This is a genomic window from Streptomyces sp. NPDC012510 (assembly GCF_042955065.1).
In the GTDB taxonomy this organism is placed as follows: Bacteria; Actinomycetota; Actinomycetes; order Streptomycetales; family Streptomycetaceae; genus Streptomyces.
This window is the reverse complement of sequence record NZ_JBIBEN010000003.1, coordinates 1-23752: the sequence shown is the minus strand read 5'-3', so window position 1 is coordinate 23752 and position 23752 is coordinate 1. Positions and strand designations below refer to the sequence as shown.

Sequence of the window (23752 nt, the reverse complement as noted above, 5' to 3'; positions counted from 1 at the left end):
CGGTTTTCCGCGGCCGGGCAAAGTTTCGGCCTGGACCGCCACCGTGGGGGCCCGACGGACGGGGCAGGGGCGCCCGGAGGCGGTGCGCAGTGCGACGATGGAGCGCATGCGAACAGGCGGTACGGGGCGAGGACGGACCGGTGGTGCGGGGCACGGACGAACCGGGGTTGCGAGGGACGGAGGAGTGGTGAAGGGCGCGGTGGGCGGGCGGCTCGCGGCGGCGGTGTGCGGTGCCCTGGTGATGTCCTTGGCGGCGTGCGGCGGTTCGGGCGGTACGGGAGACGGGGCCAAGTCCGACACGAACGCCACCACGTCCGGCGGCGAAGCCGGTCGTGCTGGGGTGAAGACCACCGATCCGACCCGTATCCCGGACGTCGGCGACCGACTGCAGAAGCGGATCCCCGCCGCATCCCGTCAGGTCGTGGCGGTCTACGGCGAGGGCAGGAACGATGCCGACGCCACGGTCGTCCTTTACACGAAGAGCGGTTCCGCCTGGAAGAAGACGCGGAGCTGGCAAGGGCACAACGGCAAGAGGGGCTGGACCACCGACCATCACGAGGGCGACAGGCGCAGCCCCGTAGGTGTGTTCACACTCAGCGACGCGGGCGGGGTCCTCGCCGACCCGGGTGCCAAACTCCCGTACAGCCGGTCGGCGTCGTTTCAGGCACCGCACTACTGGGCCAAGACGCACTGGCACGACTTCGACTACGTCATCGCCATCGACTACAACCGCGTCAAGGGCACCTCGCCCATCGACCCGGCGCGCCCCGAGGGCCAGGCGAAGGGCGGCAGCATCTGGCTGCACATGGACCATGGCAGTGGCACCTCGGCGTGCGTCAGCCTGTCCAAGTCGGGCATGGAGTACTTGCTGCGCACGCTCGACCCGGCACAGCACCCGGTGATCGTGATGGGGGACAGGGCCGAGCTGAAGGCCTGAGAAGCCGGGTGCCTGCCGCACAGTGCCTGGCGCCCCGGGCCGCGGCGGTCGTACACGATGGACGGAACGACGACGCTCGGCGCGGGCGACCCGCTGCGCACCGTCCTCACGCTCGGCGACCGGGCCACGCTCACCGAGACGCGCGACGGGCGTCACCCGGCGTGGTCCCGGCTCGACGACACCTGCACGGGTGACGCCACGTACACGGCGAACGTACCGCGTGACCAGTGTCATGCGGTCGGGACGACTGAGCGAGCGCTACCGAGCGCTACCGAGCGTACGGAGCGGAACGGCTGCTACGACGGATCGCTGTCTCCGTACAGGGAGTGCTGACGGAGGAGCGAATTTGGCTGTTGGCGCGAAATGCGTGCGATGCGACGTCTGATCGATGATTTACATCGACGAAACACGGCGGTCTTCCGCTCGAGCGGCAACTCCCCGATAGTGATCGGCGCGGAAGCACTTTTCCGCATACCAGAAGTCCTTCGGAGGAGTGCCCGTGCCGCAGTCCGTACCGTCCCTGCCGCGACGCGTCGCACGCATGCTGCGTACCTCACTGTTCGCACAAGTCGGAGTCGCGCTTGTGCTCGGAATCGTCGTCGGGAGGTTGTGGCCGGACACGGCCACGACCTTCCAGCCGCTCGGCGACGGTTTCATCCGTCTCATCAAGACCGTCATCTCGCCCCTGGTGTTCTGTGTGGTCGTCGTCGGCATCGCCAAAGCCGGCAACCTGAAGGCGTTCGGGCGGATCGGGCTGAAGGCCCTGATCTGGTTCGAGGTCGCCTCGACGGCCGCGCTGCTCATCGGTCTGGTCGCCGCGAACCTCTTCGGCCCCGGCTCGGGCATGAACGTCGACCCCTCCAAGCTCGACACCTCGGCCGTCGACGCGAAGACGGCCGGTGGCGAACTGCCGACGACCGGCGAGTTCCTCCTGAACGCGCTGCCCCAGAGCGCGATCGGCGCGTTCGCCGAGAACGCGCTGCTCCAGGTGCTCGTGCTCGCCTGTCTCACCGGCGCCGCGCTCCTCCACCTCGGCCACACCAAGGTGCCCAAGATCCTGCCCGCCATCGAGCAGGCCCAGGAGGTCATCTTCGCGATCGTCGGCTTCGTCATGAAGCTGGCCCCGCTCGCCGTGTTCGGCGCGATGGTCCACCTGGTGGGCGAGTACGGCCTGGGCGTGATGAAGACCTACGCCAAGCTGATCATCCTCTGCTACGCCGTCGCCGTCGCCTTCCTGGTGCTGCTGGGCGTCGCGCTCAAGCTGATGACCGGGCTGAGCCTGTGGAAGTTCGTCCGCTACACCCGCGCGGAGATGCTGCTCGCGCTGGGCACCGCCTCCAGTGAGAGCGTCATGCCGCGCATGATGCAGAAACTGCGGCAGGCCGGTGCCCGTGACGACGCGGTCGGGCTGGTGCTGCCCACCGGATACTCCTTCAACCTCGACGGCGCGTCCATCTACCTCTCCATCGGTACCCTGTTCATCGCCCAGGCCGTGGGTGTGGACCTCAGCCTCAGCCAGCAGGTCACCGTCATCCTGGTCCTCATGCTGACCAGCAAGGGCATGGCCGGCATCCCCGGCTCGGCCTTCCTGGCGCTCTCCGCGACCGCCGCCTCGCTCGGCGCCATCCCCGCCGGAGCCGTGGCCCTCCTCCTCGGCGTCGACCGGATCATGGACTCCATGCGCGTCGCCACCAACCTGCTCGGCAACTGCGTCGCCGTCTTCGCGGTGTCCAAGTGGGAGGGTGCGCTGGACACCGACCGGGCGAAGAAGATGCTGAACGGGGAGATCGAGTTCGTGGAGGAGGACGAGCCCGGCGCCGGTGGATCCGAGGCCACTGGTGGTGGCTCCGAGGCCACTGGTAGTGGAACTGAGGCCACCGACAGCGGAGTCGAGGCCGCCGCCCCCGAGCCGCCCAAGGCCGGGACGAAGGAGCCCGTTCCCGGAGCGAGCTGACCCGCCGCCCATCGATTCCCCGAGCACCTGGGGCCCGCCGCGACACCACGCGCCGGGCCCCTTTCGTGTGCGCTCAGGCGGAGGGAGTACCTCCGAGGTGCGACGCCGCCTGGCCTCAGCAGCGCGGCTCCGCCCCCGGCGCCCCGTCGACCAGTGTGTCGAGCAACCCCCCGAGGACGCCCCGCTGATCGTCCGACAGGGGCGCCAGGATCTCCTCCGCCGCCGAGCGCCTGGCGTGGTGCAGCTCCCGCAGGGCCTCGCGGCCCTCGTCCGTGACCTCTATCCGGATCACCCGCCGATTGGTGGGATCGGGCACCCGGCGCACCCGTCCGCTGTCCTCCAGTGCGTCGACGAGTGTCGTCACCGCCCGGGGTACGACCTCCAGTCGCTCCGCCAGATCGGCCATACGCGGCGGCGCGTCGTAGTGCGCGAGGGTGCGCAGCAGCCGTGACTGCGCCGGGGTGATCTCCAGTCCGCTCTGCTGAAGATGGCGCTTCTGGATGCGGTGCACTCGGCGGGTGAGCCGCAACAGCTGCTCGGCGAGCGGACCGTCGGCGTCGGGGGTGGTCATACGGGGAACAATATCAGGACCATGTTCATTGTGAGTATAGGTAACAATGAGCTAGGCTCCGTAAGTCTGATTCACCGGACGTGCCGCACCGCACCCGCCTGCACGTCCGCGCACTCGAACGGAACATGCCGAATCCACAACACCTCCCGAAGGAGCTCATGCACCCCGACCGCGAACCCACCTGGGCACCCCCCGAAGACGCTGCGGAACAACCCCGTCAGGTACGGCGCATCCTGCGGCTCTTCCGCCCCTACCGAGGCCGGCTCGCGATCGTCGGCCTGCTCGTCGGCGCCGCGTCACTCGCGTCGGTCGCCACGCCCTTCCTCCTCAAGGAGATCCTCGACACCGCGATCCCCGAGGGCCGCACCGGGCTGCTGAGCCTCCTCGCGCTCGGCATGATCCTGAGTGCGGTGCTCACCAGCATCTTCGGCGTCCTGCAGACGCTGATCTCCACGACCGTCGGCCAGCGCGTGATGCATGACCTGCGCACCGCCGTCTACGGCCGGCTGCAGCGCATGTCGCTCGCGTTCTTCACGCGGACCCGCACCGGCGAGGTGCAGTCCCGCATCGCCAACGACATCGGCGGCATGCAGGCGACCGTCACCTCCACGGCGACCTCCCTGGTCTCCAACTCCACCAGCGTGATCGCCACCGTCGTCGCCATGGTCGCCCTGGACTGGCGGCTGACCGTGGTCACCCTGCTTCTGCTGCCGCTGTTCGTGTGGATAAGCCGCCGGGTGGGCGACGAACGCAAGAAGATCACCACCCAGCGCCAGAAGCAGATGGCCGGCATGGCCGCGACGGTCACCGAGTCGCTCTCCGTCAGCGGCATCCTGCTCGGACGCACGATGGGCCGTTCCGACTCGCTCACCAGGTCCTTCGCCGCGGAGTCCGAGGGACTCGTCGACCTGGAGGTCAGGGCGAACATGGCCGGGCGCTGGCGGATGGCCGTCATCACCGTCGTCATGTCGGCCATGCCCGCCGTCATCTACTGGACCGCCGGGGTCGCGCTCCAGCTCGGCGGCCCGTCCGTCTCGGTCGGCACGCTCGTCGCCTTCGTCTCGCTCCAGCAGAACCTCTTCCGGCCGACCGTGAGCCTGCTGTCCACCGGCGTCCAGATCCAGGCCTCGCTGGCCCTGTTCCAGCGCATCTTCGAGTACCTGGACCTGCCCATCGACATCACCGAGCCCGAGCGTCCGATCCACCTCGACCAGGTGAAGGGCGAAGTCAGGTTCGAGAACGTGGAGTTCCGCTACGACGGAGACGGTGCCGGCGGTGACCACGGCGCCGCCGGTGGAGACGGCGGCGGCGCCGAGGCGCGCCCCATCCTCGACGGCATCGACCTCACCGTCCCCGCCGGCGGCAGCCTTGCCGTCGTCGGGCCGACCGGCGCCGGCAAGTCCACCCTCGGCTGCCTGGTGCCGAGGCTCTACGACGTCACGGGCGGCCGGGTCACCCTCGACGGGGTCGACGTACGCGACCTGGACTTCGACACGCTTGCCCGGGGTATCGGCGTCGTCTCCCAGGAGACGTACCTCTTCCATGCCTCGGTCGCCGACAACCTGCGCTTCGCCAAGCCGGACGCCACCGACGAGGAGTTGTATGCCGCCGCGCGGGCGGCGCAGATCCACGACCACATCGCGGCCCTGCCCGACGGCTACGACACGATCGTCGGCGAACGCGGCCACCGCTTCTCCGGCGGGGAGAAGCAGCGCCTCGCCATCGCCCGCACCATTCTGCGGGACCCGCCGGTCCTCATCCTCGACGAGGCGACCAGTGCCCTGGACACCCGCACCGAGCACGCGGTGCAGCAGGCCATCGACGCGCTCTCCGCCAACCGCACCACCGTCACCATCGCCCACCGGCTCTCCACCGTCCGGGAGGCCGACCAGATCGTCGTCCTCGACTCCGGCCGCGCGGTCGAACGCGGCACTCACGAGGAACTTCTGGACCGCAACGGACGGTACGCGGCACTCGTACGGCGGGACGCGCGGCTGCAGCCGGGCGGGGAGACCCACGCCCCGGAAGCGGAGCCGAAAACGCCAATGTCGAAGAAGGCGCCGAAACTGGAGCCGACAAGATGAAGATATGCCGGATTTGAGGTGATATGCGGGTTACCGTGCCCGCATGCAGATGAACACTCCGCCACGGAGCACGATTCGACTGACGCACCGGGGCCGGGCCGCCCTCATCGCGACCGGGGCCGTCGTGGCGGCCACCGCCGTGGCGGTGCCGCTGCTGAGCCTGGTCGGCGGCGACGGACAGGCCGAACGCCCAGCATCACTGGTGATCCCTGAGGGCTGGCGCTCGGGCCAGGTCTACGAGGCCGTCGACAAGGCCCTCGCCCTGCCCGCGGGATCCACCAAGAAGTCCCTGGCCAAGGCCACACTCACGCTGCCGGCCGATGCCGAGGGCAATCCGGAGGGCTACCTCTACCCGGCGACGTACCCCGTGGGTGAGAAGACGACCCCCGAGGCCCTGCTGGCGTCCATGGTCGAGACCGCCCACAAGAAGTTCAACGGCGGTCGGATCACGGCCGGGGCGCAGCGCAACGCCATGAACGTCTATCAGGCGGTCACCGTCGCGAGCATCATCCAGACCGAGGCGGCCACCAAGGACGACATGGGCAGGGTGTCCCGCGTCGTCTTCAACCGTCTGGCGCGCGGCATGCCGCTGCAGATGGACTCCACCATCAACTACGCGCTGAACCGCACCACGCTGGACACCTCACTCGACGACACGAAGATCAACAGCCCCTACAACTCGTACCAGCGCATGGGTCTGCCGCCCACGCCGATCGCCAACCCGGGCGAGGAGGCGATGCGCGCCGCGATCAACCCGACACCGGGCGACTGGCTGTACTTCGTGACGGTCAAACCGGGCGACACCCGTTTCACGGCGAACTACGAAGAACACCTGCGCAACGTCGCCGAGTTCAACGAGAACCGGAAGAAGGCGTCGGCGAGCGCGGGGACGAGCTCAGCGTCACCCTCGCAGGCGACCGGCTGAGCCCCGCCGAGGGAGGTCGGGCCGCTCCGGCGTACGGGACGGGATGGGATGGGACGGCCGGCTGGTCGAGCGAGCCGGTTGTTCGAGCGGGCCGGGGTGGTCGGGCGGACCGGGTGGACAGGTGGGCCGGGTGGCTGGGCGGACCGGGTGGACAGGTGGGCCGGGTGGTCGGGCGGGCCGGGTGGCGGCCGTGTCGAGGACGCACGGCACCCGTGCGGCCGTACCGAATCGGCTCCGGTGTCAGGCGGCGACCGGTTGGGCCGCCAGGAGTCGTCCGATGTCCCGCACCGCCGCGCGGCCCGCGCGGTTGGCGCCGATGGTGCTGGCCGACGGGCCGTAGCCGACGAGGTGGATCCGTGGATCGGCCACCGCTCGGGTGCCGTCGACGCGGACGCCGCCGCCGGGTTCACGCAGGCGCAGCGGGGCCAGGTGATCGAGGGCGGCGCGGAAACCGGTCGCCCAGAGGATGACGTCGGCGTCCACACGGCGGCCGTCGTCCCACTCCACGCCGTCCGGCGTGATCCGGTCGAACATCGGCAGCCGGTCCAGAACGCCGTCCGCCATGCCCTGCCTGATCGCGTCGTTGAGCGGCAGCCCCGTCACCGACACGACACTCCTCGGCGGTAGCCCCTGCCGCACCCGCTCCTCCACGAGCGCGACGGCCGCGCGGCCCGCCCCCTCGTCGAACGGCCCCTCACGGAACACGGGCGGACGCCTCGTCACCCAGGTCGTCGAGGCGGCGTACGGGGCGATCTCCAGCAGGTGCTGCGTCCCGGAGGCGCCCCCGCCCACCACGACCACCCGGAGCCCGGCGAACTCCTCCGGCCCCGGATAGCGCGCGGTGTGCAACTGGCGCCCCCGGAACGTCTCCTGACCGGGATAACGCGGCCAGAACGGACGGTCCCAGGTACCCGTCGCGTTGATCAGCGCCCGCGTCGACCACCACGGACCGTCCGAGGTCTCGACGAGCAACCGCCCGCCTTCCCCCTCCCGCACGGCATGGACGTCGACCGGACGCCTCACACGCAGATCGAAGGTCCGCTCGTAGCGGTCGAAGTACTCCGCGATGACCTCGGACGACGGCCGGGCCGGATCGGCCCCCGTCAGCTCCATCCCGGGCAGCGCGTGCATCCCGTGCACCTTGCCGTACGTCAGCGACGGCCAGCGGAACTGCCAGGCGCCGCCCGGACCGGGGGAGTGGTCCAGCACCACGAAGTCGCGCTCCGGCTCGAAACCGGCTCGCCGCAGGTGATGGGCGCTGGACAGACCTGCCTGACCAGCGCCTATGACCACTACCTCGACCTCGCGTGTGTTGTTCACACCTCTACCAACGGAGAGAGGATCCTGCGTCTTCCCGAGCGCCGGGAAGACGCAGGATCACCGCTCCCGGGAGCCGGGGGTCACCGCCCGCCCGCCACGAGGAGCGGCGCCGCGGTAGGCACGCCCGCCCCACCGTCGCGTCCGCACCGGCCGGCAGCCCGTGGGCCGCCGGCTCCGATCCCGAAGCCCGCGGGCCGCCGGCTCCGGGATCACACCCTCCCCGAACCCGTCGGCCTCCTCCGGATGCGCATACCCCGAGAGCACGAAGTGCTCGACGCCGAGCGCGTGGTACTCGCATACGCCGCCGGCCCACCGACTCGCTGCGCCCGAGCGCCGACTGCGCGGCGGCGACCGTGTCCGGCCGAAGTCGTCGACCAACCGGTTCGCCGTCGACCAGGCCTCCGCCGACGAGTCCCGAGATGGTGAACAGCCGGATGCCGAACCGGTCATGGTTTCTCGGGGAGTGGACGACGTGTGCCGCCGGTCGTGCGCACGTCGCCGGCGTGAACGCTCAGGGCCGCGCGTGCGGTCGCTGCCGCGCGGCGTCGCCGGCGTGCGCGAGGATGGAGGCATGTCCGATGCCTTCACCACACGAGTCCTGAACGTCGCCTCCGGCTCCCGGGAACGGGTCGTCGACCTCACCCACGACTGCGAGGCGTTCCTTCGCGAGGCGGCGGCCGGCCGGGACGGACTCCTCAACGTCTTCGTCCCGCACGCCACGGCAGGTATCGCCGTCATCGAGACGGGCGCCGGCAGCGACGACGACCTCCTCGCCGCCCTCCACACCCTCCTCCCGGCCGACGACCGCTGGCAGCACCGCCACGGCAGCCCCGGCCACGGCCGCGACCACGTCCTCCCGGCTCTCGTCCCGCCCCATGCGACCCTGCCGGTCGTCAACGGGAAGCTGGAACTGGGTACCTGGCAGTCGGTGTGCCTGGTGGACACCAACATCTCTAATGTCAACCGTCAGGTTCGGCTGAGCTTCCTGGGTTGAGCAAGATCATCCTGGGTGTGGCCGCCAAATCTCCGTACCTTGCGTGTTCGAAACGGAGAAGTCTTGCGCGGTACGGACCTGAACATGATCGAACGCCCCTACGGCGGATGCGGTAAGTGCCTGCTCGGCGTGCGGCGGCTGTCGCGGATGAAGCTTGCGACGTCGTCCCCGGAGCGCCAGCGTGAGGACGTCCTCACCGCGGCCGGCTCCGTTGGCGGCCACATCATCGGCTGGGCCGACGACTGGGAGGTCTCAGGCGCCACCGACCCGATGACCAGGCCACAGCTGGGCCCCTGGCTCCGCGACGAGAGGGGTCCCCACGACGGCCTCGCCGCTGCGGCTGTCGACCGCCTCGGCCGCAACGTGGTGGATTGTCTGAACACCGGCTACAAGATGAGGGGCGAGGGGAAGCTCCTCGTCACTTACGGCCATGAGGGCCCGTGGGACCTGGACGACCAGGTTGACGAAAACCGCTTTACCATGGAGGCGTGGGGCGCGCAGATGGAACTGCGCGCCATCCAGCGCCGCAATCGCAGTGCCACAGAGAAGACCAGGGCGGCGGGGCGTCCGAAGGGAAAGCCCTCGTACGGATTCCAGTACGTACGGACCGTAATGGGCGGCAAGATCGATCACGTTGAACTACACCCGCATGCCTCGTCTGTGATTCGTACCGTCGCTCGCCGCATTCTGGCTGATCCCGAGCGCGTGACCCCGAGCAGCGAGGCCGCTCGTCTGTCACGTGCGGGAGAGCTATCACCCGCTGACCATCTGGCGGTCATGTACGGCAAGCCAGCGGGAGGCAACCCTTGGCAACCTACGAGCTTGAAGAACATCCTTCTCTCCGAGGCCACCCTTGGGTATCTCATGCACGCAGGCAAGCCCGTCATCGGCAAGGATGGAAATCTTGTACGCCTGTGTGAGGGCTTGTGGGACCGCCAGACACATGAGGCCCTGAAGCAGGCCTTGATCCCTCGGAAGACGCCCTGGGTCGGCCGTCGTTCGAACCGGGCGTACATGCTCACGGAAATGGCCCTGTGCGGGCGGTGCCACAACCGGCTGTAGGGCCTTCCCCCGTGAAGGTGGGCACGCGGTTATTGCTGTGGTGCGATGTTGTGCCTGGAGTGGTGCACGCGAGAGCATGTTCGATGATCGATAGAGCGTAGGTCCTTTCGGGACACTCGGTGCGGTAGCAAGAACTGGCGCTCTGCATCGGGTGGCTCTTGACGTGTACGGGGGTTGGGAGAGCAGTGTGACGGGGTGGGACATAGACCCGGTCGGGGTGCGCGGTGTTCTGAAGACGTCGGGTGCGCATGGGAAGAACCTGTCGGAGGCGGGTTCGGCGATGCAGGGGAACCTGGAAGAGGCGGCCTCGGCGGCGGGGATGATCACCAGTCAGTACGGGCCCTACACGAGCACGGTCGGGGTGGTGGGCGCGGCGCTGGGTGAGTTCCTGCAGCAGTGGAGCCATGACCTGCTCTATATCGCCGAGCGGGCGTCCAAGTCGCTGAGCGGGGCTGCGGAGGCCACCGGGCACTACATCGAGGGCGACTTGAATCTGGCGGCCAACGCACAGCGTGAGGCGGCCAAGGAGCCGAAGGTCGAGCTGCCTGGTGTCGATGTGCCGGCAGAAGGTCAGTGATGGCCGACGAGGCGAACCTGATCGACCCCTCCGGGATACCGCAGTTCCTCGGGGATCTGCCCACACTGGGCGTCGACGTGATGCTGTTGTACGCGAACGCGGGCCAGTTCCGGGCTTCGGGCGCTGATCTGCACACCGCCTTCCAGGGCTTGTCGGCCTTCTACCGCGCCCCGGAGGCCCATGACCTGTTCTCGTCCACACAGCCGGTGAAGGCGAAGGCGGACGCGTTCGCGGACGATCTGGAGAAGGTCGCCGGGGCGCTGGACGAGTACGGTGTTGAAGTCAGGCCGCTGGTGGAGAAGTTGGCGGCGCTCAAGGCGGATGCGCGGACGTTCGTGGACTCGTTGGCCGGGGACGACGATTGGCGCAAGGACAAGGACAAGGTCGACACCAACAACGACCTGTGGCGTGACGTGAACTCCACGGTCGCCGCGTTCCAGGCCGCCGAACGCGCCTGCCACAACAAGATCACTGCTCTGGTTGGCGGTACCGCGCTCACTGTCGACGACGGCTCGCACGGCGAGAACATGTACGGCTATCGCGCCGAGGACCTCGATCACGCCGGGGAGACGCCGTGGGGTTCGGCTGTCGAGCAGGAGTATGAGGGCTGGGACTGGTTCACGCACACGTCCGGGCAGGTCTGGGACGGTTTCTGGACCGACGGCGTGATGGGCACAGTCCACGGCGTGGGCACCCTGTTCGGCGCGGACGGCTCGGACGCGGCCGGTGAGGCGTGGACGGGCCTGGCCAAGCTCGGCACCGCCTCCTTCCTGACCAGTGCCACCCTCGGCACCTGGTGGCTGGTCCCGGACGACAAACTCCCCTCGTGGCTGCGTGATTCCCGCACCACCTACAAGCAGACCGTCAAGGGATTCGTCGCATGGGACACCTGGGAGAGCAACCCGGCCCGCGCGGCCGGCGCCGTCAGCTTCAACGTCTTGGGCCTGCTGGGAACCGAAGGGGCGGGAGTAGCGGCCACCGGCGCCGGCCGGACCGGTGCGGCGGCTCGTGCCGTGTCGGTCGTGGGCAAGGTCGGCCGGGCCGTCGACCCGTTCACGTATGTCGGCAAGGCGGGCAAGTTCGCCTACGTCAAAGTCGGCGACGCCTTCAGCACATTGAAGAGACTGGACTCCGGGGCAACACTGGACCTGCTCGAACGAGGCGATGCCCTCCGGTCGCCCAAGGTTCCCGACAACGCGATCCCGTACGTCGACGACGCGACCGGAAGGGTCGTCTACCTCACCGACAAGGGCCACCTGCTCAACGCCGACGGCACCCTTCACCAGCACGCCTCCCAGGCCAAGGCCGAGCCGTCGGCCGCCGCCCGCGCCGGGGACGACTCCACGCCCCGCGCCCCGGTGACAGGAACCCGGGAGCCTGAACTCGTCGGTGCTCACGCGGGGACGAATTCCGTCGCCGACGTGGGCCGGACCGGCGAGCGCGCCGCAGGGAACGGTGTTGGGCATGGTTCAGGAGACGGACCGGGAACGGGCAGGGGGACCCCAACCGGCTCCGGTCCTGGACATGGCGGGCCGCATGACCGCGTCACACGGCCGGCAGGAACCGATGAGCATCGGGCGGATCGGGCGGACGGTGACGGCTCCCGGGACGAAGGACAGCGGAAGCTGACTCCGGCCGAGCGCAAGGCCATCCAGGACGAGCATGTCCGGAAGGCCAACGAAGACCCCGAGTGGCGCAAGAAACACTACGACACCCTCGGACGCAGGAAGCCCAACATCGGACTGGTGGACGGCGTCGAACTTCCCCAGCTTGCGAAGGATGCTCAAGGGCGCTTCGTAGCCAAGCACGACCTGCCGAGTGGTCCGTCCGAAACCCGGTTCGGCGCGAAGCCGCTTCCGCGGAGTACCGCCCCCGACGACGTTCTTCCGAGGCTCGACAGAAGGACTGCGGACCGTCGCGCCTATATGGACCTCATGAACGCGCAGAAGGCCTTCGACGAGACGCCCTCGGCATCGAACCGCGAGGCCCTTGCCGCTACTCAAAAAGCCTATGGAAATCAGCTCGGAGACGTGCCGCCGAACAGCAAGATCTCCGAGAAGCTGGGTGAGGAGGCCTCCAGGCTCCACGCCATTCGACGCGAGTTCCCGGCCGCTCAGGAGATCGACCTCCCGAAGACGCCCACCGGGGCCCACATGTTTGATGGCGCATACAGGCTTGAGGACGACAAGATCCTGATCGTTGAGGACAAGGCGCCGGGAAACGATCTCCAATGGCGACAGGGACGGGCCGACCCCGAGGACCCCACGCGACCGCACGTCGGCGACGACGGCGGGGCGGCCGGTATGCGAGTGAAGCAGGGAACGCTTCTGTACCTGCGGACCATCCTGGGCGAGATGACGAAACGTGGCGGTCGGGACGCCGAACTCGCGCGAGAGTTCAGACAGGCGCTCAAGGACAGGAAGTTGCAGTACGTCCTGGTCAAGGTCCAGGAGCCGGACGGCACCCTCTATGCTGGCGTCGTCATCGAACACATGAAAATCAACTGAGAAAGGGAGGCGCGTGGTCATCCATATTCCCCGTCACGACTTCCCCGTGGACAACGTGGCCGAAGCCATGGCGCCGATCGTCCGAAGCAACGACGAAGCGCTTGCTGAACTCGAAACATCAGAGTTCGACCGCTTCGACGCCTTGGACTATTCACTGACCGTCGCCAAATGGAACTGCCTGACGGATCCCTCGGGCGAGGAATTTTCGACGTGGGAGACTTGGGTCACCGCCATGCAGGTCGGATCTGGCCTGTTCATCTCTGGAGCGGCTGCGGAAGGCCCTGTCCCATGCCGTATCGGAGGAAAAGGTGAGATCAAGAACCTTCCGTCAACCGGCCCGCAGGAGTATCTGCACGCCGGCAACTGGCTCACCACGTACTACTTGGCGGTGATCTGCCGGGAGAACGAGCGTCTCGACCAACTCGCCCGTGTACCCGTCTCATTCCTGCGCGCATCAGGTGTGGAGTTCGATGAGTACATCTACGCCTGGGTGGAGACCCTGCAGAATGCATGGTTCGGCCGCCCGGAAACCTGGAACACCCTGGTCGCTGCGATTGATGGGACGGACCCCGCTGCCCCCCACATTGCCAGTGCCGAACTGATGCTGAAGATCCTCTACCCGCCGCTGGAGATCTTCCACCGCTACCAGCGGCAGGAGCCGGAGCCGTTCAACACGGCTCTTGCGGAAGCACTCACCTGGCATCGCGAGTACTGGAGCGACAACGAGACACGGTCAAAGAGCAGCGAAGGCCTGGTGGCTCTGGCCCCATTGGCCGTCGCCTGCATGGCGTTCGACGCGGACATCCCGGTCGACGTCGAATCCGCGTACCTGCCCAAGCACCTCCTCGAACGCTCCTGGGTGGGCGAGTTCCCGACGTGACCAAAGACGTCATAGCTCTCACCTCGAAGATGCCGGACACCCGCTCCTTGATCGCCGGCCTCTCAGCAGGCGGCCTCGACCTGGGGCTGACCTCCACCGGTGACGGCGGCGTCCTTCAGCTGTGCACAAGCGTCGGCCGTCCGCTGGTCTCCGTCGAGGCGCCACTCCTGATCCACATACCCGGCGAAGCGGAACGCCTCCTCGGCCCCGATGTGTCAGCGCCACCGCCGCCGTACTGGTGGACCGAGACCCGCGCCTCGACCTCGGTACCCGAAGCAGAAGCTCTGGCTGAATCGTTGTGCGGACGCCTGACCACGCTGCTCGGCGGGACGGTGTGGCCACGTGCCGTAGGTACGACACGAGTGGTGGCCATCCCGCAGGAGCAGTCGGCCGATGACGCACAGGAGGTCGTCGCCCCCTCCGCTCCCGCCGTTCCCTCGGTCGACGTCCTGACCGACTCCACGGCGGTCGTCATCTCCGACCGTCCCGTCCTCGCCTTCACCACCTGGCTCTCCGAAGTACTCCGCACCACGAGCACCACCAACCGAGCCCTGCACCTGGTCACCCCGCCCCAGACCCGGCTCACTCTCCCCCTGCGCACGGCGCTGCGGGGCGCCCCCAACCGGTGGGTAATCCAGGACCCGGCCAGCGGTTACTACGACGGCCTGTCCGGTGTCCCCCTCGCCTGGCAGCAGGGCACATTCCTCCCGACCGGCACCACGGTCTCCGACGCGTTCACCCGGCACACCGAGTCCACCCCGGAACGCCAGCTGACCCTCACGTTCCGCACGCTCCACGCCCCCACCGCCGACCTGGTCCTCGGCCGCGGTCTGGAGACCGCCTGGCGCCATCTGACGGGCTCGGCGCCGTTGGGGTGGAGTACGTCGGAGCCGGTCAACCTGCCTTGGTCACCGCGCCAGTTGACGGATCTGGCCCGCGAACGGTCACCTGCTCCGACCTACCTGGTCGCGATCGGCGCAGCGGATCATCCGTCCATCGCCACACTCCGCACAGCGCGTACGAAGGCCGGCGTCGCCCAGGACATCACGCTCACCCTCGGATACACGTCCGCTGCGGACGTCCCTCTGGACGCCGTCGAATCCCTCGCCGCCGCACTGGTAGACGAGCACGGCCTGGTGTCGATGCTCACCACGCTCCGAGCAGCCCGCGCGGACCTGACGCTGACCCCGCGTCTGGAGGCCCCGCCCATCCCGGCGTCCTTCACCCTCGGCACCCGGGACGTCAACGCCATCGGTCTCACCCACGCCCGCCGCCCACCCGTCGCCCTGCGCCCGCGACAACTCGGCACGCACGCTCACCCTGCGCTGCACTACATCCTGGGTGACGGTACTGACGCCGATGCATGGAGCACGTTCACCCACCTCACCACCCACCTCAAAGCAGCTCCTAGCCTCACGCTTTCGCGAGTGGGCCTGTCCGGGCCTTGATCAAATAAGCGGAGAGTGCTGCTGACCTGCAACGATGGGACTTGTCGAGGGTCCTGTCAGCTGCGAGGAAAGAAGCACTCTCCAGGTGAAGAAGCGTAGCGGGTCGTATCCGTGTGTTCGTGTCGAGGGCGGCGGCCGTGGGGTGGTCTCGCAGGCCGGGGCGGTGCTGCTGGTCGAGACGGTCCGCAAGTCCGGGCTGGACACCGCGATATCGGCTGCACTGGCGCCGTGGCGCAAGCCGCGGACAGTGCACGATCCGGGGAAAATCCTGCTGGATATGGCCCTGGCTGTCGCGCTCGGCGGGGACTGTCTGGCCGACGTCGGCATGCTGAGGGCCGAGCCCGACGTGTTCGGCACTGTGGCCTCCGATCCGACGGTCTCCCGTCTCGTCGACGCTCTCGCGGCAGCCGGCCCGAAGGCTCTCACCACGATCCGGTCGGCGCGGGCCGAAGTACGGTCGCGGGTCTGGGAGTTGGCTGGCGCGGATGGTCCGGCCGCCGGTGGCAACGTGATCGTGGACATCGACGGCGTCCTCGTCCTGGCGCACTCCGAGAAACAGGATGCCACCGCGACCTGGAAGAAGACCTTCGGCCATCACCCACTCGTCGCGTTCGTCGACCACGGCGAGACGGGTTCCGGGGAACCGGTGGCCGCGCTGCTGCGGCCAGGCAACGCCGGCTCCAACACCGCCACCGACCACATCGAAACGGCCCAACTCGCCCTGGCCCAACTGCCGAAACACCTGCGGCGGGGTCGGCAGACCTTGATCCGCACCGACTCCGCCGGCGGCACCCACGCCTTCCTCGACTGGCTCTCCCGCCAGGGCCGGTGGCTGTCGTATTCCGTCGGAATGACCATCACCGACACCCTCCACCAGGCCGTCCTGAAGATCCCGAAGAAGGCATGGACGCCGGCCTACGACGCCGACGGCACCGAGCGGCCCGGCGCCTGGGTCGCGGAGATCACCGACATCCCCGACCTGAGCACCTGGCCCAAGGGGATGCGGCTGGTCGTCCGCAAGGAACGCCCGCACCCCGGCGCCCAGTTGCGCTTCACCGACCTCGACGGACTACGGCTCACCTGTTTCGCGACCAACACGAAAGGCGGCCAGCTCGCCGACCTGGAGCTGCGTCACCGACGGCGGGCCCGCTGCGAAGACCGCATCCGAAACGCCCGCGCCACCGGACTGCGTAACCTGCCCCTGCACGACGCCGCCCAGAACCGGATCTGGTTGGAGATCGTCCAGATCGCACTCGACCTCTGAACCGCCCCGGCTCGAATGGAGACTCTGCTCCGCAGGCGACTCAAAGCGCTGCAATGCCAGCACGGCATCTTCGGCGGGTTCCTCGCCGGACCGGCCTCGCTGCCGACACCGAACTGACCCAAAAACGCCTAAATTAGTGATGGTAGTTCGTTAAATCCGGCCGGTGGTGGGGATTGACGACGGGTCGGGTCGGTCGTAGGCCGGTGCCCCTGCCAGGCAGGTGATCGTCTTGTTCCGCTCCCGCGGCGCCAGCAGCCCGGTCAGATACTCACGAAACCCCCGCCGATTGGCCAGGCTGAAGAAGGTCGTCGAACGGGGCCGCGTAGTCCTCCAACGGCCCCGGCGCGGGCGGACACGGACGGCGAGCAGTCAGCTTCAGCCCAGGCAGGCAGTTGGCGGAGCCGGTGGCCGGTGCGGGAATGCCGAGGGTGCAGCGGCTGCAGTTCTTCCTGTCCGAGTCGCCCTGGGAGGCCGAGCAGATCAACGACCGGCAGCTTGAACTGCTCCGCCAGGAGCCGGCGACCGCTCGGCACGACGGCGGGGTCATCGTGATCGACGACTCCGGGGACCGCAAGGACGGCACCGCGACCGCGCACGTGGGCCGGCAGTGGCTGGGCCGGCTGGGCAAGACCGACAACGGCATCGTCACGGTGACCACGGTGTGGACCGACGGCACCGCGTCTACTACCCGCTGCACGCGCACCCCTACACCCCCGCCCACAACTTCCCCCGCGGCCGGTCCGATCCCGCCTTCCGCACGAAACCGCAACTGTCCGCCGCTCTCGCGGCCCATGGGAAAGAGGCGGGCTTCGCCTGCCGGGCCGTGGTCGCCACTGCGCCTACTCCGTCAGCGACGACTGGTAATTCGCACTGCGCGAGGCGGGCCTGGCCTACGTGGCGGCGCTCAAGCCGCACCGTGGCACCTGGGCTCGCGCCGACCAGCCGCACACCGCCATCGAAGCCGCCCACGCCCTGACCTGGCTCGACGCCAGACGCCCCGGCGACTGGACGGCCGTGGAGCGTCACTTCCGCGACGGGCACAGTGAGACCTGGTGGGCCGCCGATGCCCGACTGGGCGGCTACGGTCCCGACTCGCCCTGCCGTCTGGTCGTGGCCACCACCGACCCAGCCCGGCTGCCGGAGAAGGCCACCTGGTACCTGGCCACCAACCTGTCCCACCCCGACGCACCCCACGCCGCCACCAGCCCGGACCCGCCGGCCGACCTCGCCGAGATCGTCCGCCTCTACGGCCTGCGGCCGTGGATCGAGCAGAGCTACAAACAAATCAAGGACGAACTCGGCTGGGCCGACTTCCAAGTCCGCTCCACCGCGCCATCCGCCGCCACCAGACCCTGGTCGACTGCGCCTTCTCCTTCTGCTGGGACCAGTGGTTCGCCCCACCCGGACCCCTGGATGACACAGTTCCGGACCGGTGCCCCGACGAGGGGCCAGAGAGAGGGGGACCAACCGAACCCCACCCACCCCAACTGGCTGCTGGCCCAAGGCATTACGTTCGGTCCGCGCCTGGCTCACCCCTGCCACCACCCTGAACCGATGGTGGCGATCCTGGACGGACAGAGACCCACTTCCCGAACTCCAGGCCCTGATCGACGCGGTCACCACCGGACACGGCATTGACCTCTACCTCCGGATTAAACGAACTACCGGTAATGAGGACAGGGTTGTCGACGGGTCTGCGTTCCGGCCGATGCATGTGGGGCGAGGCGTTCGATGTGGTGTTCGTCTTGGGTACCGCACCGAGCAGACGGCGAAGTGCCGGGTGACCCGTCTGGGGGGCACAACCGGGACCGCCAGCTCCCTGGCCCCCGCCGGCGCACCGGCGGCAGCCATCGGCTGCGCCGGTCTCACCCTCGGCGGCGTCCTGCTGTTCCTCACCTCGCGCCGAGCCCGCTCACTGCTGGCCGCCTGCACGCGCCGCGAGTAGTGGCTACTCGTCCTGGGCGCGCTGGCCGTGGCCATGTATCCGGTCAGCTTCTATCGGCAGTGGCTCGCACCGGCGTGGCCGTGGCCACCGTGCTGGTGTTGGGCGCCGCCCCGGTCTTCGCCGGACTGCTGTCCTGGATCACCGGACAGGCCCGGCCGACCGCACGCTGGACCGCCACCACCGTGGCCGCCGTGCTGGGCTGCACCCTGCTGGTGCTCGGCCCCGAGCTCACTGGACACGCCACGCCGATGGATCTGACGGGCATCGTGCTCACCGCAGGCGCGGGACTGTCGTACGCCGTCTACTCGCTGATCGGCGGCAGGCTCATCACCCATGGACACCCCTCGGGCGCGGTGATGGGCGTGCTGTTCGCGCGGCCGGACTGCTCCTACTGCCGCTCGTGCTGTTCGTCGACACGCACTGGCTCGCCCCCACCCGAGGCGCGGCGGTGGCGGTGTACCTCGCCCTGTTCACCGTCTACCTGGCCTACCGGCTCTTTGGGTACGGCCTGCGCCACACTCCCGCGTCGGTGGCCACCTCGCTGCCCCTGGCCGAGCCCGCGGTCGCCGCGGTCTTGGGTGTCACCGTTCTCGGTGAGCGCCTGCTGGCTGCCTCCTGGTGCGGGCTGGTTGTGCTCGCTCTGGGCCTGGTCCTGCTGACCGCCCCCGTCGGCACCGGCCGACGGGGGCTATAGCCACCGGGCACTCTCACGGTGCGGTCCCGGGGTCCTTCCCGGGTCCGGCCCCGGACTCCGGCGGTGCACCGGAGTCACTCATCGCCGGATATCCGATCTGCTGCCCCGCCTCGAGGCCGTACCGCCTGCGCGCGTTGCTCCGTGATGGAGCAACGAGAGTGCCGCGCGCGGGCGCACCGCGGACCAGGCGCGGCGGTATGGCTCACGGTCGGCAGCTTGGCCTGCTCCAGTTGCCGGAGGTCGTAGAGCATGGGACGGCCGTACCGTGGAAGCGGACGAGCGTTGCGTCGAGGATCGTCACGGAGGCCGTCCCTCACCGTCACACGACCGCCGCGCCAAACCAATTTCCCACTGTCGGCGCAGTAGAGGACCCACTGTCGGTACTCTCCGTTACAAGGATGGCGAACGGGGGTTGTCATGCTGTATGCGGACGTGGGGCGATATCAGCATCGGCGTGAGCCGGAAGCGATCCTGCACGCCCTGCAAGGTCCCGACCCAGGGCATCCGGTAGTCGTTGTCCGTGGGGTGTCAGGCCTCGGGAAGTCCAGGCTGTTGCGTCACATGAAGAGCGTTCTGACGTGTCCGGTGCGGCTGATCGACCTGGCCGGAGTCATCGAGGCGCAGCGTCCGATGGGCGAGCTCGCCCAACACCTGGCTGAGGGCCTGGCGAAGGCGTTGGTGTCGGGGCAGCGTCTGGCGTGGTGGAAGATGTGGCGCTTCAGGCGTGATGCCGGGCTGTTGGGCAGCCGCAGGAGGATTTCGGTGCGGATTGAGTTGCGGGCCACTCGTGGCGGATCGGTCTCCGGCAACGACATCAAGGTGGACACCTCGCGTCGATCGGTGGACCGCGAGGTCCTTGCCAAGGCATTGATCCGCACAGCGCGCGGAAGTAGCAGTGGCACCCAAGTCGTGATGATCGACGCATGTGAGTGGCTGCAATTCCTCGATACACCCATCGTGGAGGACCGGTACACCGATGCCGGTCTCGCGACCTGGTTCAGCAGTGGCCTTCTACCGGCCCTGCTGCGGGCGGCACCGAGCCTGCGATTCGTACTCGCGACCAGGGAAGATCTGCCTCTGGAGCCTAGCATCGTTCGTGAAGTGTGGCTGCACCCCTGGCACGCTCGCGAGACGCAGGCGTTCTTGAGGTCGTGCGGTCTCTTCTCCCAGTCGGTGGCCGAGGCCGTACACCGTTCATGCAGAGGCATACCCGTCTGGGTCGCTGCAGTCGCCGACGAAGCGTCCCGCAAAGGAGCGTCCTCCGATGTGACCACCGCCTGGATACTGAAGCGGGCGCGCACCGCTCCGGTAGAGCAGTGGCTGCCACGCGAGTTCGAATCGAGCCTTCCGGAGGAGTACCGCCCCATCCTTCGGGCCGCCGCCGTGCTCAGGAACGTACAGACCGGTGCCGTGCGGGCAGCCCTCGGCTCCCAGCCGCTGCCCCGTGGCTGGGACCGCCGCCTGATGCAGTACTCCTTCGTTCGCAGGTACCGGCAGGTGCGGGGAGGGGCGCGATGGGTACTGCACCCGCTGCTGCGCACCGCGCTCCTGGCTGCGTTCCGCCAAGAGGACCCCGCGGGTCTGGTCGGCTGCCATGAGCTGGCGGCCGAGTACTTCGCGAAGGGCAGGGACCTCCTGGAGGAGAGCTACCACCGGTTCGCCTTGGGAGACGGCCGTACTGAGGAGCGGTGGCGCACCCGACTCGACGCTGCGTACGAGGCGGGACAGTGGGAACTGGCGCTACGCATCGCCGACGTCGCCCTGACGGAGGAGGCCGCGGACGGCGTGGCGGAGTCGCTGCCGTCGGTGACTGCGGCCGCCGCATCGGTCGCGGGGATCATCGCCTGGCGTCAACAGCGGCACGACCGCGCCTATCACCTGCTTCAGCGGGCGTTGCACGCCTGTAGGGACACGGGCGACACAGCAACCCGCGGCAAACTGCTGATTCCCCTTGCAGATACTGCTGATGCCCTACAGCTCTTCAACGAGGCCATGGAGCTGTACGTCGAAGGCCTGCGAGATCGGCCGGACGTCGCGGTGGCGCCCTCGCTGGCACGCCTGGCCGCGACAGCCGAGTACAGCGGAAACCTGCCGCTGGCTCTGGAGACGTACCAGCGGCTCACCCACGTGATCGAGCACGTCGGTGGTCCTTATCAACAAGGCGACGTATGGAATGGCCTCGGGCGCGTGCTCTTGGACACGGGATCCGCGCCGGAGGCCTCACAGGCCCATCGCACGGCCCTGCGGCTGAACGAGTCCCATAACGCGATCGAGGTCGCCGCCGCAGCTCACTGCGGTCTCGCGCGAGTTGAGCACGCCGCGGGCAGGGTTGCCCCTGCGGAGGAGCACTACCACAAGGCACTCGAACTCGCGACAGAGGCAGAGGACATCGCGCTCCAGGCCGAGGCCTGGAACGGCATTGGCTATGTGACCTTTGACAGGAGCGAGTTCGACATCGCGCTGCAGGCGCACCACACCGCCCTCGACCTCTCCTGCAGCGTCAGCGACGCGTACGGTGAGGCCGAGGCGTGGTGTGGCATCGGCAACGCATTTCGCGAGCGCAGTAGCCCCGCCTTGGGCGAGGAACCCCTTAGGAAGGCGCAGGAGCTGTACGCGCGGGTCGGCGACCGGCGCGGCGTGGCGTCAGCATGCTGCGGCCTGGCGAGAGTCATGTCCGACCTCAGCCGCTGGACAGAGGCGGAGCGGGCCTACCGCCGCGCACTGGAAGCAGCTGAGTCGTGCGGTGACCTGGAGTCCGTCGCGGAGGTCTGGTACGGACTGGGACACGTGGCCCGGGCATACGGACACTACGCCGAGGCCGAGGAGAACTACCGGCGCGCGCTAGACCTGTTTGAGGAGGCTGGCAACCGTGCCTGGCAGTGCGACGTGTGGAACGTGCTGGGGCATCTACGGGCGCGCACTTCTCTGGAGCGCGCCCTGGAAGCGTACGCGCAGGCCACGGGGCTCGGCACCGAAGCGGAGTACCTGGCGGGAGAAATCCTGGGAAGGATCGGTCTGGGCAGGATCGCCGTCCTAACCGGTGACCTGGGGAAGGCCGAGGCCGCGCTGCTTGGCGTACTGGAGCTGTGTGACGACGCTCGATTCGTGATGGGTCAGCTCGACGCCCTGAGCTCCCTCGGCCACCTCGCACAGATCCGGGGCGACGCCCGGGCCGCGGAGGCGACGTACCGGCGCATGCTGGCGCTCAGCGACAGTGTCGGCATGGAGCAGCGGTTGCGCGCGCTCCTCGGCCTCGCGGAAACCGCCGGGCTAGGTGGGGACTTGGAGCGTGCCGCGATTCTGGCCACCGAGGTGCTGGGGTCCGCCAAGGGCCTCGAAAACGTCGAGTACCTGCGGGTCGACACGCTCCTGTGTCTCTCCGACGTGGCGCTCAAACGCGACCGGTTCGAGGAGGCGTGTGCGCGGGCCACGAAGGCCCGCGCCCTGCTGACCAGCAGCTGCGGCGACGTATTGAGTGAGGCTCGTGCCGTACTGGCCATCGGACTCGCGCGCGTGGGAATGCGGGAGGCCGAGGAAGGCGTGGCGCTCCTGACGGAGGCCTGCGAACTGGCTGAGGGCGCTGGTGCGCTCGGAGTTGCCGCGCTGGCGCGACTCCAACTGGCCACGGCGCAGTTCGACGCCGGACGGGTCGGTCAGGCGCGTGCGTCGGCCAGGTTGATCGATGCCTCCAGGCTGCACCGTCACGACGACCTGGCCCAGTTCAGAAGGCTGCGTACCACGACGAGGGGTGAGTGATGTGAGCGCCAAGTGGATGGCCGGGTTGTCGGTCCTGCTCAGCGTGGCGGTAGGAGTGGTGACCAACCTACTGACCGACATGTGGAGCTGGACCCTGGGCATCGGCTTTGCCGTATTGGTATGCGGCCTTGTCGCCGTCACCGTCAAGGGCACCACGTCCGGTTCGGAAGCGGACGAGACGTTCAGGATTGAGGCGGCCTCGGGCGGACGGGTCGTCGAGAACCGGTCGACCGCGGGAGGACAGGGGCGGCTCAGACTCCGCGCGACACGGCGCGGGACGATCATGCGCAACATCACACGTCTGGGGCATGGGAGCGCGGTGCTGAAGGCCCGGGGCGGGGAGATCTCGGACAATGAGACGACCACTCAATGAGCGCCCGGCGCGTCGGGACCTCGTGCAGCCGCATATGACAACGACGCCGGCTTCCTTCCCGTCGAGCATCCCCCTGAGTCGGGATTCCCGGCGCTGGACCAAGATGCGGAGGTAATCCGCCAGCCTCTCCAGTTCCGACGCCTTCCGCCCGTCCAGTCGCTCAGATCGATGAGCCGAAGTTCGTCGTACGGAGGTGTGATCAGCGCATCCGGTTCCAGCTTGACGGGCACGAGCGAGCCCGCTGACCGATAAACCTGTCGGTCAGTCCCCCGCTCGCTGACGAAGACCGGAAGAACCGTGCCCAATGCCTCGTTGAGTATGTCGATGACGGGCAGCAACGCCTGTCGGTGAGTTCCAGCAACGACTGGGGGGTGCCTCTATGTCCTTCGTCAAGGCCCGGCTGGTCATGCGGTGGCTGCTTCGGGGAGCCGTGATTCGTAGAAGGTGCCGTCGCGGAGCAT

The 23752-nt window shown here is 68.5% G+C and carries 17 protein-coding genes and 4 pseudogenes; 18 read left to right on the top strand and 3 right to left on the bottom strand.

Features of this window, described 5'->3' with window-relative positions; genetic code table 11:
- The first annotated feature begins 241 nt into the window (after positions 1–241).
- The 3 genes and pseudogenes from ACFY9I_RS05685 (at position 242) to ACFY9I_RS05675 (ending at position 2891) form a co-directional block, all read left to right on the top strand.
- Positions 242–937 (top strand): hypothetical protein, encoded by a 696-nt coding sequence (locus tag ACFY9I_RS05685; protein WP_390998045.1) that lies wholly within the window; start codon positions 242–244, stop codon positions 935–937.
- 42 nt (positions 938–979) lie between these two features.
- A pseudogene (locus tag ACFY9I_RS05680) lies at positions 980–1329 on the top strand (hypothetical protein); the annotation flags it as partial.
- Between the two features lie 107 nt (positions 1330–1436).
- On the top strand, positions 1437–2891 hold the full coding sequence (locus ACFY9I_RS05675; RefSeq protein WP_390997100.1) for a cation:dicarboxylate symporter family transporter: 1455 nt from the start codon (positions 1437–1439) through the stop codon (positions 2889–2891).
- A gap of 115 nt (positions 2892–3006) precedes the next feature.
- On the opposite strand, the gene ACFY9I_RS05670 is transcribed toward ACFY9I_RS05675, so the two are convergent.
- Positions 3007–3462 carry a MarR family transcriptional regulator gene (locus tag ACFY9I_RS05670; RefSeq protein ID WP_390997097.1) on the bottom strand — a complete coding sequence of 152 codons (456 nt, stop codon included), beginning with the start codon at positions 3460–3462 and terminating at the stop codon, positions 3007–3009.
- A 158-nt stretch (positions 3463–3620) separates the two neighbouring features.
- Between ACFY9I_RS05670 and ACFY9I_RS05665 the strand changes: the two genes are divergently transcribed.
- Together ACFY9I_RS05665 and mltG are read left to right on the top strand one after the other, a co-directional pair.
- On the top strand, positions 3621–5546 hold the full coding sequence (locus ACFY9I_RS05665) for an ABC transporter transmembrane domain-containing protein (protein WP_390997095.1): 1926 nt from the start codon (positions 3621–3623) through the stop codon (positions 5544–5546).
- A gap of 43 nt (positions 5547–5589) precedes the next feature.
- The gene (gene mltG, locus ACFY9I_RS05660; RefSeq protein ID WP_390997092.1) at positions 5590–6471 is read left to right on the top strand and encodes an endolytic transglycosylase MltG; all 882 of its coding nucleotides are present in this window, start codon (positions 5590–5592) and stop codon (positions 6469–6471) included.
- 240 nt (positions 6472–6711) lie between these two features.
- Here the strand turns inward: mltG and ACFY9I_RS05655 are convergent, their stop codons facing one another.
- A complete protein-coding gene (locus ACFY9I_RS05655; protein WP_390997090.1) occupies positions 6712–7791 on the bottom strand; it encodes an NAD(P)-binding domain-containing protein in 1080 nt (359 codons plus the stop codon).
- A gap of 80 nt (positions 7792–7871) precedes the next feature.
- Positions 7872–8236: pseudogene (locus ACFY9I_RS05650) on the bottom strand (alkanesulfonate monooxygenase); the annotation flags it as partial.
- 126 nt (positions 8237–8362) lie between these two features.
- On the opposite strand from ACFY9I_RS05650, the gene ACFY9I_RS05645 reads away from it, so the two are divergent.
- The 13 genes and pseudogenes from ACFY9I_RS05645 (at position 8363) to ACFY9I_RS05585 (ending at position 23291) form a co-directional block, all read left to right on the top strand.
- Complete coding sequence (locus ACFY9I_RS05645) at positions 8363–8785, top strand: secondary thiamine-phosphate synthase enzyme YjbQ (RefSeq protein WP_390997088.1); 423 nt, start codon at positions 8363–8365, stop codon at positions 8783–8785.
- A gap of 84 nt (positions 8786–8869) precedes the next feature.
- Entirely contained in the window at positions 8870–9847 is a 978-nt protein-coding gene (locus ACFY9I_RS05640; RefSeq protein ID WP_390997085.1) for a recombinase family protein, read from the top strand.
- A gap of 187 nt (positions 9848–10034) precedes the next feature.
- A complete protein-coding gene (locus ACFY9I_RS05635; protein WP_390997082.1) occupies positions 10035–10424 on the top strand; it encodes a DUF6507 family protein in 390 nt (129 codons plus the stop codon).
- Positions 10424–12931, top strand: a complete 2508-nt coding sequence (locus tag ACFY9I_RS05630; RefSeq protein ID WP_390997081.1) for a hypothetical protein — start codon at positions 10424–10426, stop codon at positions 12929–12931. Before ACFY9I_RS05635 ends, ACFY9I_RS05630 begins: the two co-directional genes overlap by 1 nt.
- A 46-nt stretch (positions 12932–12977) precedes the next feature.
- The gene (locus ACFY9I_RS05625; protein WP_390997079.1) at positions 12978–13811 is read left to right on the top strand and encodes an Imm49 family immunity protein; all 834 of its coding nucleotides are present in this window, start codon (positions 12978–12980) and stop codon (positions 13809–13811) included.
- The gene (locus tag ACFY9I_RS05620) at positions 13808–15259 is read left to right on the top strand and encodes a DUF6177 family protein (protein WP_390997076.1); all 1452 of its coding nucleotides are present in this window, start codon (positions 13808–13810) and stop codon (positions 15257–15259) included. The genes ACFY9I_RS05625 and ACFY9I_RS05620 overlap by 4 nt, the downstream gene beginning before the upstream one ends.
- 85 nt (positions 15260–15344) lie before the next feature.
- Positions 15345–16520: pseudogene (locus ACFY9I_RS05615) on the top strand (IS1380 family transposase); the annotation flags it as partial.
- Positions 16521–16942: 422 nt separating this feature from the next.
- A pseudogene (locus ACFY9I_RS05610) lies at positions 16943–17152 on the top strand (transposase); the annotation flags it as partial.
- Positions 17153–17417: 265 nt separating this feature from the next.
- Positions 17418–18161 (top strand): hypothetical protein, encoded by a 744-nt coding sequence (locus ACFY9I_RS05605; RefSeq protein ID WP_390997073.1) that lies wholly within the window; start codon positions 17418–17420, stop codon positions 18159–18161.
- A gap of 142 nt (positions 18162–18303) precedes the next feature.
- Positions 18304–18468 (top strand): hypothetical protein, encoded by a 165-nt coding sequence (locus ACFY9I_RS05600; protein ID WP_390997071.1) that lies wholly within the window; start codon positions 18304–18306, stop codon positions 18466–18468.
- Positions 18469–18868: 400 nt separating this feature from the next.
- Positions 18869–19162 carry an EamA family transporter gene (locus tag ACFY9I_RS05595; RefSeq protein ID WP_390997068.1) on the top strand — a complete coding sequence of 98 codons (294 nt, stop codon included), beginning with the start codon at positions 18869–18871 and terminating at the stop codon, positions 19160–19162.
- Positions 19163–19579: 417 nt separating this feature from the next.
- Entirely contained in the window at positions 19580–22918 is a 3339-nt protein-coding gene (locus ACFY9I_RS05590; RefSeq protein WP_390997066.1) for a tetratricopeptide repeat protein, read from the top strand.
- Positions 22911–23291, top strand: a complete 381-nt coding sequence (locus ACFY9I_RS05585; RefSeq protein WP_390997063.1) for a hypothetical protein — start codon at positions 22911–22913, stop codon at positions 23289–23291. Before ACFY9I_RS05590 ends, ACFY9I_RS05585 begins: the two co-directional genes overlap by 8 nt.
- The last annotated feature ends 461 nt before the right edge of the window (positions 23292–23752 follow it).